The organism is Cognataquiflexum rubidum, assembly GCF_022538115.1.
Classification (GTDB): Bacteria; Bacteroidota; Bacteroidia; order Cytophagales; family Cyclobacteriaceae; genus Cognataquiflexum; species Cognataquiflexum rubidum.
In genome coordinates this window covers 61,482-75,819 of record NZ_JAKZAL010000007.1, presented here as the reverse complement: position 1 = coordinate 75,819, position 14,338 = coordinate 61,482, and the positions used below count along the sequence as shown (strand labels likewise).

General features: G+C 33.8%; 12 protein-coding genes. All 12 read right to left on the bottom strand.

What is annotated here, in order from left to right:
- Positions 1-53: 53 nt before the first annotated feature.
- The gene (locus tag MMU05_RS09590; RefSeq protein ID WP_241141459.1) at positions 54-2,852 is read right to left on the bottom strand and encodes a CHAT domain-containing protein; all 2,799 of its coding nucleotides are present in this window, start codon (positions 2,850-2,852) and stop codon (positions 54-56) included.
- On the bottom strand, positions 2,845-4,254 hold the full coding sequence (locus MMU05_RS09585; RefSeq protein ID WP_241141458.1) for a S8/S53 family peptidase: 1,410 nt from the start codon (positions 4,252-4,254) through the stop codon (positions 2,845-2,847). Before MMU05_RS09585 ends, MMU05_RS09590 begins: the two co-directional genes overlap by 8 nt.
- A 176-nt stretch (positions 4,255-4,430) precedes the next feature.
- Entirely contained in the window at positions 4,431-4,946 is a 516-nt protein-coding gene (gene tssO, locus MMU05_RS09580) for a type VI secretion system TssO (RefSeq protein ID WP_241141457.1), read from the bottom strand.
- Between the two features lie 27 nt (positions 4,947-4,973).
- Positions 4,974-6,164: a hypothetical protein gene (locus MMU05_RS09575; RefSeq protein ID WP_241141456.1), complete on the bottom strand. Its 1,191-nt coding sequence runs from the start codon at positions 6,162-6,164 to the stop codon at positions 4,974-4,976.
- Positions 6,165-6,173: 9 nt separating this feature from the next.
- Entirely contained in the window at positions 6,174-7,001 is an 828-nt protein-coding gene (locus MMU05_RS09570) for a TssN family type VI secretion system protein (protein ID WP_262917658.1), read from the bottom strand.
- A 108-nt stretch (positions 7,002-7,109) separates the two neighbouring features.
- Positions 7,110-8,066, bottom strand: coding sequence for a type VI secretion system baseplate subunit TssG (locus tag MMU05_RS09565; protein WP_241141455.1), 957 nt, complete (start codon positions 8,064-8,066; stop codon positions 7,110-7,112).
- An 11-nt stretch (positions 8,067-8,077) separates the two neighbouring features.
- Positions 8,078-9,940, bottom strand: coding sequence for a type VI secretion system baseplate subunit TssF (locus tag MMU05_RS09560; RefSeq protein ID WP_241141454.1), 1,863 nt, complete (start codon positions 9,938-9,940; stop codon positions 8,078-8,080).
- 6 nt (positions 9,941-9,946) lie between these two features.
- On the bottom strand, positions 9,947-10,387 hold the full coding sequence (locus MMU05_RS09555) for a GPW/gp25 family protein (RefSeq protein WP_241141453.1): 441 nt from the start codon (positions 10,385-10,387) through the stop codon (positions 9,947-9,949).
- A gap of 400 nt (positions 10,388-10,787) precedes the next feature.
- Entirely contained in the window at positions 10,788-11,174 is a 387-nt protein-coding gene (locus tag MMU05_RS09550; protein ID WP_241141452.1) for a PEGA domain-containing protein, read from the bottom strand.
- 302 nt (positions 11,175-11,476) lie between these two features.
- Complete coding sequence (locus tag MMU05_RS09545) at positions 11,477-12,217, bottom strand: collagen-like protein (protein WP_241141451.1); 741 nt, start codon at positions 12,215-12,217, stop codon at positions 11,477-11,479.
- A 574-nt stretch (positions 12,218-12,791) separates the two neighbouring features.
- On the bottom strand, positions 12,792-13,331 hold the full coding sequence (locus MMU05_RS09540; protein WP_241141450.1) for a hypothetical protein: 540 nt from the start codon (positions 13,329-13,331) through the stop codon (positions 12,792-12,794).
- A 389-nt stretch (positions 13,332-13,720) separates the two neighbouring features.
- Positions 13,721-14,263 (bottom strand): hypothetical protein, encoded by a 543-nt coding sequence (locus MMU05_RS09535; protein ID WP_241141449.1) that lies wholly within the window; start codon positions 14,261-14,263, stop codon positions 13,721-13,723.
- Between the last annotated feature and the right edge of the window lie 75 nt (positions 14,264-14,338).

The following is a 14,338-nucleotide window of genomic DNA, read 5'->3' as shown; positions in this document are numbered from 1 at the left end:
GAGTTAATTAGGTAAGAAAAAAATGTATAGTTTTTAACCATCCTTTATTTTTTTTATTGAGGATACATGCTTCTCTTTTTTTTCCAAAAAAATCCAATTAATGAAAAAAGGATTAAAGATAAACCAATCCAAACGAGGTGATATGGAAAGTGGTTTTCTTCAATTTCAAATTGATAGGCACTGCCGATAAGAACCATCCCACCCCAATAATATGGAATCATATTTTCTTTATCATATAAGTTTAAATAATCTAACTTTGCTTTTTGAAGTGCTATATCGGAAAAATAGCCTTCATTTAAATATTTGTAAAAAAGTTCAGTTATTTTGTAAGTTGCAATATCATCAACCTCCCATAAACTAGTAATACTTGAGGGAATTCCAATAGAGGCAAAACCTCTAGCCAAACTCATCACACCTTCCCCTTTAATCGATTTACCCACACCTGTATTGCATGCAGTCAATATAATCAGTTCTGTCTGCAAGTCCTTTAAAAAAGGAATCTCTGATAGTTTTATATTGTCATCATACATATAAATTCGAGGTTCCACCTCTAAACCATCCGCTTCCGCATGAGAATAAACTTGGACAACTGAGTACTTGTAAAATTCTTTTAAAAAATTACTTTTGGATGCATTTTGATCAATAAGGATTTTAGGTTTTGGAAAAAAACCTGCCAATTTCTTTAATGAAACATCAGATCCATGGAGCACTCCTTTTTGTACTGTTGAGGAATAATTAACTGGAGCTATTCCAAGCCAATGCAATTTATCATTTTTAATGTTTTCTCTACTTTTAGTCAAAAACTTAGCAGAATAAGTGAAACTTAAAGAATGATTTTTGATTAAAAATGAACTGGGATTTCCAGGATTTGTGATTAAAATTTCAAATGGGAGAAGCTTATCTTCCATAGAAACAATAATCCTTTCATTGTTCAAACCCAAGGGATAAACTAAATCTTTATAAACTTCATGGGAAAGATCCAAGAATTGTGAATAGTTGTTGTTTAGCTTCACTTTATCAACAACCATTTGGTTTAACTTGTCAATTTTTTCCGGAATTTTTCCAATTGGTATCATATCGAAATAAGTATCTTCCTTTCCTATTTTAAGGATAAACATATTATCACTTCCAATAAAATAACTCACATAAACCTGATCTTCTGAAATTATTTTATTCCTCACATCTTCAATTGATAGAACCATGGTGTCATACTTGTATTGATAGTATGCAGGATATTTGACCTCAAGACTTTTAACAAACTTCTCGTATTCTTGCTTTTCATCATGAAAATCTTTGATTAAGATTTGATTTTGTAATTTATCAAAAAAATTACTTCCTATTTCCCTTTGAAAATTCTCAATTGATATCCTTAAAGAATTCTCTTTTTTGGCATCTATTTCCGATAAAAGTTGGGTTGCACCTAGTTCCTTAAGTCTATCATTCAACAAAACTGCCCGACTTTTTTCTAGAAAATAAAAGGCATGTTCAGTATTCTTTGCCAAAAAGGATGTTTCAAGAGCTTTTTCATAAAGGCTTTTTGTTTTACCTCTCCAAAATTCTTTTGAAACTTGGGTTTTTTGGTTCCACCTCATTTGGTTCACCAATTCATCCGCCAAAAAATGTGTCTTGATGGATGCGTCAAGGTAAATATTTTCATTTGGATCTTTTTTAAAAAGCTCAGTAAGGCTCTCGCCTTTATTTTTTAATAAGATAACCCCTATTTGGTCATTAGAACAGAATTTTAAATCCGAAACTGTCGGGTTTGAAAAAATGTTTTGGTTTTTAAACCCGATCCCAAGATTAATTATACCCAATTGAAAATACTTCAAGGCCTCTAGATGAGAGTTCATATTTTGATAAGTCACACCTATCCCATTGTTAACTATTGACCTATATTTTTCAGTGTCATTTTCCGAAATGAAACTCAATGCTTCCTGAAAATAAACTAATGAAGCTTTTGAATTTGTTTCTGAAAGTAAAGAACCCATTTTATAAAGCGTATTGGCTACAGCATCTTTAAAGCCTAAAGCCTTTCGGATGGTAAGGCATTTTTCCAAGTAGGTAAGTGCTTCAGAAATTCTACCTGAATTTTCCAAGAATTGGGAATAAAGTGAAAATGCAGTAGCCTTACTATCCAGATCTACTCCTTCAGTATCGTAATCCTTTATAATTTTTTCAAATATCTTTTCAGATTGATCTAATTCATTGATTTGAAGTAGCGAATAGGCTTTTTGTAAGAGAAGCATATTCTCATCCATTGTATTACCTATATTAGGGATGGTAACTATAGCATAATCAATTATATTGATCGCATTTTGATAATCTCCTAACCCAAAATAATGAGACGCTCTGTTATCTTGAATTATAACTGCAACAAAACTTTTCTCCTCAGGATACTTTCTAAATATCTGGAGACTTTTTTCAAAATAATCTTCCGCTATTTCAAAGTCAATGTCTAAATAAGTCAACCCTAAATTACAATAGGTTTCACATAGGTATTTATATTCGGCGTTTTTCTGATCACTAGAATTGATCTTGATCGCTTCTTGAAAAAATTGGATGGCTTTATCATTATCCTTCTTTATCCTGTAGAAATCCCCAAGCCGGTGAACCATGCGGGCATAGATACTGTCTTTTCCGTAACCATGTTTCAGATAGCTTTTTACAAGCTGATGTAAATCGACTATTTTATTATCTATGGAAATTTGCTGTGAACGGATTTCATTTAATCGATCTAACCATTCCAAAGGATCCGAACTCCTTTTTTGAATGGCAAAAAGAGTAAAATATGGCAACCAAAATGCTGATATAAAAAAAAATGAAAATACAGTAAACCTTCCAAATCTATTCATCAATTCTTCGAAAATTTTTTCCTTTGTGGATATATGGAATTAAATCAGTGCTGTTTGATTGAATATCCGGATTTAGTATTGCGTCCAACCATTCTGATTTAGGAGATTTCGCAACTATTAAATAATTGCTGGGATTAAATTTAGCAGAAATTTTACCTGTCAAAATGGCATTGGCAAAAGAAGAACCAGAAACCGATGGTCGATTTTGGTCTCCAATCTGTGTGAAAGGCAAATAAAAACTGTACCATTCTCCTACTTCCTTATCTGCCACTACTCCTACATCTACATGTCGAGAAGAGTAATTTTGTCTTTGGCTTGGCTCGTTAGAACTACGGTTAACGGTTGTCGCAGTTATTATGCTATTTGGCATTCCATTATCTGTCTCGCTTAGAACAGCGGGATAAAATCGATTTTGTGTCAAGTCCCGTTGACTTACTAATTCTGATGGCACCTGACTGACATCCTTATTTCCTGAAGCTGTTACCAAAATTATACCATTTGGAAGAAGATGCTCTTTATACATCATGAATAATATAGGGTTTTTTCCATCAGTCATATCAAAATATTTGTCATTATCATAAAAACCCATACTAGTGTTAATGATTTTTGCGCCTTTTTCTTTCGCATAATACAAGCTACATAATAGACCGAAAACACTTCCACTATTATTTCTATTCAATGCTTTGACATTCAACAGCCTAGGTATATTTACTTTTTCTTTTAAAAATTGCTCTAAAATGTAGTAATTAACTAAAGTGCCGTGCTTACTAGTTGTGCTATCTGTGATATCTCCAGATGGATCAACAAACCCATAACCGTACTTTCCATTCGGGTAGCATTCATCCATTCCAAAATCAGTAAAAAGAAATTGAAGTGGAAAATTTTCCTGATCTATCCCGGAGTCCACTACTGCAACAGGCACTTCCTTTCCTGAAAAATGTTTCACATCTATTCCAGAAATTTTATGCATGGAACTAGAATCGGAATCGAATACTGAGGTTAAAAAATTTAAGCTTACCACAACACTTGTATCACCTGTTGCACCTGATGTCTTTCTGTCACTGCTTCGTATAAGATCACCATGGCCATCCAAAACCATTTCCAATAAGGCATCCAAGCCTGCTCCCGTTAATTTCTCTGTCAGGTCTAAACATTTTGAACAACTCTCTCTAGTTATTGTCATTTTAGGATTGAGCTTTTGAAAATTAGCCACAATTCTTTCTGAATGTTCTTTTTTTGCTTCTAAATCTTTATACCAAATTATTATCTCATTTCTAATGTGTGCTGGAATGAACGTATTTTTTTCATTATCAGGGATTTCTGGTGGTTTTTGGTTTTTTAAGGGATTACATCCTAAAAAGAGTATGGATATAAGAAATATAATTACTAAATAATTTTTCATAACAAAGGTGGTTTGTCTAAACAATTATAAAATATTCTAAAATCAGAAATCATAGAGAATCAAATAATCCCCAAAGTATTAAAAGCCAAAAACAATTTACTCTTGGACCTAAATTATGAAAAATATTGTTGAATTTAAAGGATAAGTGCAAGAATTACTATTTAAAAAACAAAATTTTATTTTGGACCAAGATTAGAACTATTTCTATATGCATCAAGACTTCGGTTTGCTTCTTCCAATTCTTGTTTGGCTCTGGAAAGTTCATCTTTTAAGCTTTCTATATCCTGCAGCTCTTCGTGCAAATTGATTAGCTTTTTATTTAGTACGGTATAATCATACATAAAATTGAATATGTCCTTATTTATAACCCCATACAATTCTCCTCCTTCTTGTAAATCCATATTTCTTAGATTTTCCGTAAGATTCCTCTCGATAAGTGGATGTACGTGTCCCAATATCTGCAAAGAATCATTTAAAGCTTTTGATTCAACCATCGCTTCAACAAATTTTTGCTGGATAAATACCTGATTTTCATAATCTCCAATCCTTTCTCTCAGGTGTGCATTTTCAGCATTTGGAATTAAGGAGTTGAAATAAACTGCAGTTACAATGATTGCAACTGTAATTACAAAGGACAATAAATAAATTACAAAGGCATTATTCCTCTCTTTTGAATTAAGAATATTTTTCATGATTTCTATGATTAAGTATATAAATGATTATTCAACAAAAAAACTCTTTCTTTTCCGAGCGATTGGTTCCTCTTCCGCTGATTGGTAGTCTCCGGTAGGAGAAGAAGGTTCTTTCGAATGTTGATGTTCCTTGACAAATATCCCTGCATCTTTCCTTTTACCTATATATTCAAGTTTCAACATATTGGCGAACAATTTGTCTATATACTTAGAAAAGAAAGTGATTTTTTCAACACTAAAGGAAATATCCTGATGATTGTAATTTAAATTGGAAATTAAAGATAATTGGGCTTCAAGTTCTCCTTTTCTAACATCACAAGATTCATTCAAATAATTCAAAAGTTCTTCTTTCCCACATCCCTCGAATATATCCAAGTTGTTTTTGATAAGCCTGGATAAAGCAATAAAGCTTTCAATCAAAAAAACAGGAGGTTGGAATAGTTTAGATATTCCAAATGAACCCGCATGTATGGCTGTGAAACTAGACAGCTGTTCGCAAACTTTTTGCACTATAAAAGCCATATCGTTCTGTTGCTTTTTAAGAATTATTTTCCTAAGTATTTGAATGGATGCTATTTCCAACTTTCCTAGGAGCTTTTCCATATCTGCGTGTAATTCCAACAAACTTGAATGACTGCTTACTGCTGAACAAGGAGGAATATAATTGTCATCAATAGAATAGTTTCCATCAAGGTATTGTAACCTTCCTATAGGAAGGTCTGCATTTCCCACTACCCATGGTTTTCCCTCTGACTGAGGCAATAAATGAAGCGAATAAGTGGGCAAACTAGAAGGTAATCTCGGGGGTAATTCTTCAATATCAGTATTCCCAAATCCAGTCCTTTCAAATGGATTGACTCTAAGTATAAGCCAAAAATTTGACTCCGCTTTTCTTTCAATCTTCGGAAGAACTAGAGAGAGATAACCACCGATTATTGTTTCATAATCCAATTCAATCAGATAACCACCCCTCGTGATTGCATTAAAAGAAGAAATTCTAACTTTTGCTTCATTCTGATTATCTGTTGTAATGGTTATCTTTATATCCTGATTCTTACCCCAATTGGGTAATATTCCATAATTATAAGGATGTAGTTGGGATGCCACCGATTTTGAGAGAGAATCCATTTGCGCAAGATTTTCCTTGATAAAATGATTCTTGTTCAATTTCATTCCATCAACCCAGTTGACAGGCAGGTATTTTTGAGAATTTTCCATGTTATTCATTTAAGACTCTAATATTCTTTTACAGATAATAATATTATTCTCTTTTACAAAGTTATTGAAAACGGTTTTTTCAGCATCCAAATAATCTTTTTTAATAGTGTAGATTTCGGGCTTTTTATAAAAAATCCAGCCGTATGGTTCACCACTTTTGTCCAAAAATTCAATCTTCTCCTGGGAATTCCTTTCATTGTAGTCATTGATGAAGTAATAAAATAATTCCCCAAATTCCATATCCAAAGGAGCTTTTGCTCTAAAATGGGTTTGCATTTTGTCCCCCATTTTTTTTTGAATCAGGAAACTGACCAACACCAAGTTTTTTAATTTACTTTCATCTGGTTCCTCAATATCTTTACCCACATGATAATACCATAGCTTGAATATCTTATCAGGTATTTCAAGAGCATTGTAAAAACTCCTATTGACAAACCATGGCACAATAAACCAAATTATACTTCCTGCCATATGGATCTCAAGTCCATTATCTCCAAAGACCCTAAGGACTAATACAAATCCAATACTGCCTGCTAAAGCGATAAGTATAGAAAAAATCAATTCCAATGGAAGTGATTTTTCCTTCCCTGCCCATTTTAAAAATGTATCCATCCAATTGACATGTGCAATGCCGAGTAATAAAAAGTAAAATTGAAAGGTTACTAAAAATACCTGTTGGTCTTTTAAATGGCTCCAATAAGCCAAACCTGCAATGATAGAACATAACAAAAAACCTATCAATAAATAAATCAATGTAGCTTTCATAAATGGCTTAAATCCACCAAAAATCTTCGATACGAACTTTAAAAAAACCAAAAATGCTCCTAATACTCCCATACCTAAAATCAGTATGGTCTTAGTCACTTCATCTATTACCATCTTTTCCATGTCATCCTTATTAATTAATTTAAATTATAAAATATTATTATTTAGAACAATTTTTACCTAGTTGGTAAAAGCACTGGTATATCCTAATATAGGACCTCCATCAGTTTCTAAAACCATATTCATGCAATTTTCTTTTACTCTTAATTTAGTTTCCATTTCGACATCCATGGGCATGAAAAATCCATAAAAAATATCCAAAACCCTCTTTTTTATGCCTCCCTCAAAATAATCCTGAATGTCATTCTTCCCAATTGGTCCTACCTTTACCTCAATTTTTTGATCACTTGATTGAATCCAATCTCCCAAAATCGTTTCTGTACCCAATTTTCCAAAATCTCCAAAGTTTATATTCCTTTCATATTTAATGTTTGGAATATTTGAATCTTGAATAAATCTAAATTCAACAGGATGTTTTATTATCATTGATAGGACATTTTCCGCCAATTTGTAATCCCCTGAAACCAAATGTTTATGTGGCATGATTCTTAAGAATCCTTGGATAAACTCTTTGGGAAGATCCAATGGAAGCCCATAAAATCCCATTAAATCAAAATCCATTTCTCCGAAATCCAGCCCTTTGATTAAAGAATATTCCTCAGATTCAATATTTAGTTTTTGAGCAAAAATGGAATTCTCCAGAGGTGCAAAAAACTTTCTACATTCTGCCTCTATTTTTTTATTTTTTCTTACCTGCAACGCCATCTCATGAGTTCCAATTACACCCCTCTTTAGATCAGTAGAATGGTGGAAAATCCCCTCCGGAAGTAAATCATAGATCCCCTCCCTATTTAATTTTATATTGATGTATTCTTTATGTGTTTTATCTTCTTCAAGAGAAATTTCAAGGATATCCTTTTGAAATGTCCTTTTAAAAGCTCCTGAGTTTGATACCACGAATTGGTCGTTAATCAAACATTCATTTCCAGCAATCGCCAGATAAGCCTCTGCTTTAATATCCAATTCGGAATTTTTTATTCCTTGGATGAGTTGAAACAATTTATCTTTAGTTTCCATCCTGATTTTATTTAATTTTTATTACGTAGTAACAAGACTTTAATGGGAAACCAAGTCAAGGTTTTAGTAGCCAGTTGTATTGCTAAATTCTTTTCCCAATATTCTATGGTTTGCTCTCCATTAATTCCTTCCAAAGCACCTTCAATTAATCCAATTTGGATCTCAATGACTTTTTCGAAAGAAATATTGGGATCAGGATTTATCTTCATTACTTTTTTTATATCCACTTTATTTACAATTTCACCCAACTCACTCATGACAAATGCTTTAATATCTGCCTCAGAATGGATTCGATTTTGAGATAACAATGCACTTCTAAAAGCTAGAATCGATTGATTTACATTCAACTTTTCCCTTCCCCCTATACAAATTGTCACCAATTCATTATTCTGACAGACAAAAGAATGGCTATTATATGCATGAAGAATTGTACCAGGTTTTATGTAGTTTGCTTTTGATCCAAGTGTACTACTGTATGTTATCCAAATATTTCTATCCTGATAAGATTCATGCTGGTTTACCAACAAAAAAGGTGAAGAGAATTTTGAATCATATTTCTCATTCAATACGAATTCTATTTTATTAAAAATCTGTTGCAATTTTTTTACTTCTGAATAAATAAAGTCATTATTAAACTTTGAAAATGAGGCACTTTCTTGCCTTAAAACGTCAATCAAGTTATCCAATAACCCTTTGGCATCTCTTTCATCAAATCTTCCAATTGATCCGTTTCTTTGCAATACTATGGGTAACTTATTCTCATTTGGAAAAAGCAAATCAGCCGAATCAGTGTCCCCATCTTTTAATTGAATTTTTTCTAAATCCAAAAAGCTATCTTCACTATTTAGGGGAATAATATTGACTAATTCCTTCACAGCATAATTGATGTTATGAATCTGTCTATTTATAACCGGGAAACAATTTGTCCGACAAATCAGGTTCTCAAAATTAAATCCAGCAAAATGCTCTGGAAATTGAATTTCAATCCATCTCACATCTGAATTGATAAATGTTTCAGCAATACTGCTATCAAATTGTTTTAAAAGTCTTTCCAAGACTCCAGCATGCTGTAAATCTTGGGTAATTCCTTTTTTGTCATTGACCGTTATAAAATTGCGACTGTAAAATGAGTCTACATTTTTTATGACCTGATGTAATATGTTTGAGCTTTTGCTTTGACGAAACTTCAGTATCGATTCTATATTTCTGTTTTCTGAAAGTTCCAATCCAATTTGGGTTTCAAGAAAGGTTCCATTATAAAACCATCGGGTTTTATTCAAAAGGTTAGAAAAGAAACTTTTATCTTCTGATAAGACAGTGTCAAAATAAATTCTCAAACCATCAAGATTGAGATTTGCCCCACTAATACCGAGCCATACAGTTGAACCAAAAGAACCTTTAGATTGACCAAGCAACTCTTTATGAGAACCTTTTAATTTATAAAATTTGTTTCCTGCAACAAGATATTTGATATCTAATTTTTTTAGTTGAAAGTTACAAATGGGAGAAAAAAACACATCCAAAGTTTGACGTGATTTCAGTTCTGCACTTTTATTTTCCTTAATCTGGGTGAAAAATTGCATAGATTCATCCACAAAACTTATATCCTCTATGGGTTCTGCCGACATCAATCCATGTGCCGGCAGTGCCCCTGTTAATGTTTCCGGACAAAGTACCTGGACCAGGCGCTCCATAACCCTCGCCCGTGAAGCATATATATCTGAGGATAATTTTTCCAATTCTGCTGCACAACCTTCAAATAGTAATGCTACCAAAGGATCAAAACTATTTTCCATCTGGGTATCAGAATAACCCCATAATCTTGATGCATCTTTCAGCATTCTTGATTTGATATGTTGTTTGGTTTCTTGCATACTATTTTAGGCATTTTGGTAATCATACGGCCCCATCAAGAAACTGTCTTCATAGACAAAGCTTTCATTGGTAGCTATCAGTATTCCTGTGATTTTAATAGTAACTTTCTTTTTGACCCTAGAACCGCTGCCTTTTACACTAAATTCATCCTGACTGATCAAAAGGTCAATTTTTACCTGGTGAAGTCTAGATTCATACCTTTCCACAGATTCCTGTAACGAATCCCTGATGAGCTCTTTGATTTTATGGGAACTGGTGAGATTGTCAAAATCATGTTCCCAAATACCACAACCAAACTCCTCATCTGTTACCATTTCTCCATAAGAAGTAGTAATGATCAAATGAAGATGCTGCGCTACTGATTGTTTGAGGTTGCAAACCGGATGTTCACCTTTTGTTGTCAAATCCCCCAGTCTCAGCGGTAGGGTTAAGTATTGTCCTTTCATCTTAAATAATTTTATAAGTTTATATCAAAGGATCTTCCAAATTGTTACCCCTATCATTTAAGATAATTAGGGATCCATTTTAATTGAATTGGTCAACAATTCAAGAATTTATGAATACTAGTTAAGGAATTGTTACCCAATTGGTCTCACTTTTAAATTGAACAAGAATTGATTTTTATCCTCCTACTAAAATGGAAAAGCCTCCAAAAAGTATAGCGGTTCCTATCTTACCACTGCTCAAAAAATAACCCAAGAAAACATTACCCTCCAAATTTAGAATCACAAGACAATTTTGGTACTCCTTTTATCACGTTTACCGTTGTATTTCTGCGTCTAATTTGGAATCAAAAATTTTCTTCAAAAGGATCTTTTTTCTTTGATTAATCATTTATTTCAATAGCTACTTTTTTTCAACCAATTCTTTTGGCTCCATTTCTATCAAATATGGTTTTTTGTCGTATTTCCAAAGTGCACCTGTCACTGCATCTATGCCCCAGCCAAAAATATTGATTAGATTGGCGATCGATATCAAATTCATTTTGGTCTCAGGCTGAAATATTTTGGTCTCATATCCATAGTTAACCAATGAAATCACCTGCCCATCTTTACCTTTTTTCAGTTTTATTGCTGCGGGTGTTACTCCCATGTCCTCTCCGTTTACTTGGATCCTTGCACCTTGGATGTTAGAGTTTATTTGAACAGTTTGTTTGCTTCCTGTAAATACGGTGGCACAACTTGAAGCAAGCAATAGAAATGAAATGATGGTAAATCTTCCTATAGTTTTCATAATCTTATGTTGATTGGTTAAAATTTCATACTTTTTTCCTATATCCACTTTTTTATGAAGATGTTACCTCTGCTATCAAAAATATTTCAATATGTATATCCGCCTTCTTACCAGTATAGGATTACTTACAGAATGGTCTCGGCAGGCTCGACCACCGGAATTTATTGATATTGAAGGGGGGGTGGTAGAAATGCGGATAATCATATATTTCAATTTTATGTTTTAATAAAACAAAAAAAACCGCCAAAAATCTTGGCGGTTTAACTAAAACTGATGAAATAAATCCCTTTCGGTGCCTATAATTAATCTTTAAATCCATAATATTCTGCCACTGCATTATAATCCTCGAGATCAATGTCAGGCAATTGTATTCTTCCATTTACGGTGGAATTGGCCACAATTTTAAATACACGGATGCTATTATATAATTCCCCGGGACCAGTAATCTTATTTATACCTAATGTAAATGGGCCTGTTACAGATATGAAGCTTCTATATTCAGATGCATTACCTACACCCGGACCAGGAACCTGATAAGAAAACACTGTTGAAATCAAAAATGGCAACAGCAAAACTCGTTCTCGAACTTCTCCTGGCAAAAGTGGGATTGTGAGGCTCCTGTTTAAAACTGATCTAAAATCGACTTGATCATATATTAATAAGGTAACATTGCCGTTACCGGTTGGACCGGCAGGGCCAGCAGGACCAGCAGGGCCAACAGGACCGGCAGGGCCAGCGGGACCAACAGGGCCAGCGGGGCCGGCAGGACCAGCGGGGCCTATGGGGCCGACAGGGCCAACCGGGCCGGCAGGACCAGCCGTACCTGTAAGTCCAATGGGGCCAGCAGCACCTGTTTCACCCTGCAGCCCGGGTATCCCCTGAGGACCTTGGATACCTATTGGACCTTGAGGACCGGTCTGCCCTACTTCTCCCGGAATCCCTTGATCTCCTTTAAACGAATCACATGATGACGTAAAGGCAATCATACAGATTACCCAAAATAGTGACAATAATTTTTCTGAAATTAAATTTCGCTTTTTCATTTTTTTTAAAAGTTTAATGGTGTTTTAAAAGATTTATCATTTGACCTTATATCCAGATCGGAAAAATTTTGTTACCCTTTTTGGATAGTTTTTAGAATATTTAGATCAGAATATTTTAAAGCATAATAAAATAATGGCTTCCTCAATTCATATTTTAAAGTCTATCCGCCATTTACAGCTAACAAAAAAAGATAGGGGATCAAGGTACAATTAAGAAAGCTGCGAAAAGTGGACTGTCTTTGGATGATGTTAACAGCAATAAATAAAGCTTAGTATTAGTAAAAATGGCTTTCCTGCTGACAATAACATTGTACTTTATTCAAATATCATGGGTATACATAATTCTGTCTGTGCTAAACAAAATTGTAACTATCCATATCCATCAGTAGTATTCAAAAAATTCGTAGGTTTTTATGTAATGTATCTATTTTCACCACTCGTTGAGTCAAATTCATCTACTGATGGAGGAAAGTACCTTAGTCAACGACCATCTTCCCCCCCTTTGTTCAATGATTTAGCTACATGAATTAATTCGGTTATCCCTGAAAATTATTTCTACTTCCTAAATGATATATCAATTCCTTTCCCACATTTCTTTTACACCGTCTGCACCGACAAGATGCAAATACCCATTACTGAAACTAAACTCCATAACAAAGATTTCAACAGGAGGATTTCCATACATCGTATACAATCTGTTATCTCTTGTGTGGACCTTTACAACAGTTTCTATTTGAGGGTCGGATGAAGGACCGATACGGGTACCGCCCCCGCTTGCATAAGATACGGTTTCGTAAATGATCATAGTACCTTCAGAATCCATCGAAAATCTTTGAATGCTGACATAAGAAAATCCACCGGAACTGTAATATTTTGTTTTGGACCAAAACCCAACCAACCTATGATCCACAGAGGTGTTTTCCTGCCGGAAAGCAATTTCTAGTCCTTTAGCAACCTGATTGTTAACTCTATTATAAAAATGATTTCCTACTAAAGTCTGTACTATTTTTGAAGTATCATTTTTGACTTTTAGTCCTTTGAAGAAAACAATTCCTGCCAACATGCATATCCAAGGCAACGCGGCAACAGCAAATATTACAAATGACTTTTTCATGACAGCTATTTTTAATTGTGAATAATAAGACACCTTACATATATTTTTCTCAATGGTGCGATTCATCTTTTTGGTTAATGACTGTAATTCTTTCCGGCTTTTTCACCGAATTTGATAGATCCATAAAACAAGAAAATCCATCTTTTTTGCATGATATTATGGGAATTGGATTCCCATCATTGAATTCAAGCGCAATCAAATTTCGCATCAACCTTTTACCTTGCAGACCAGAATTAACCTGGACTTTAATTTGGCTGTTTTCTCTTGACAATACCTCCGCTATGCTTTCCGGGGTAAACATCATGTAAACCACAAAAAACATTTGCAGAAATTTTCCGATAATTGATTGTTGCGTTTTCATTATTAATCCTTTTAATAAAACTTGGAGTTTACAATAAATTTTTCCCTGTTTGTCTAACCCACATTTCCTTGACGCCATCTTCAGAGATGGTCTGGAGGTAGTTCCCATTAATTTGGTATTTACTTAAAAACATCAGATTCCCTTTCTCGGGATGTATCAAATAGATAATATCGTCTTTGGCGAATATTTCAAATGTTGCAATCACCTTAATACTAGAGTCCTGATTTTTGTAAAGGTCATAGGAGTTAGTTTCATAAATATTAAATTTTCCATCATGGGAAAATCCAATCATAATTGAACTATCATTTGAATAATCTCCGGAATTATTTCTTTGATTTTGTTTCCAGATTCCTACCAGCCGGGAATCCAATGTGGCAATTTGGTGTACAAAAGTTTCCGGAATACAAGGTATAATCGCTATGGAACTGCCAATCCTTGGTATCCCTGTGATTTTCAATTCTAGTGAACTAAGGTGATATGCTAACCCAGAAACCGATTTTAAATCATTTGGAGTATTGCTGCCATAAGCCATTTGCATTGCGGCTATCAAAATTAAAATAGTCTTCTTCATCGGAGTAAAAATTTAATTAATAAAATACGCTAAAACTGATTTGGAGAAAATCAAATTACCTTGTCATTTTAACTA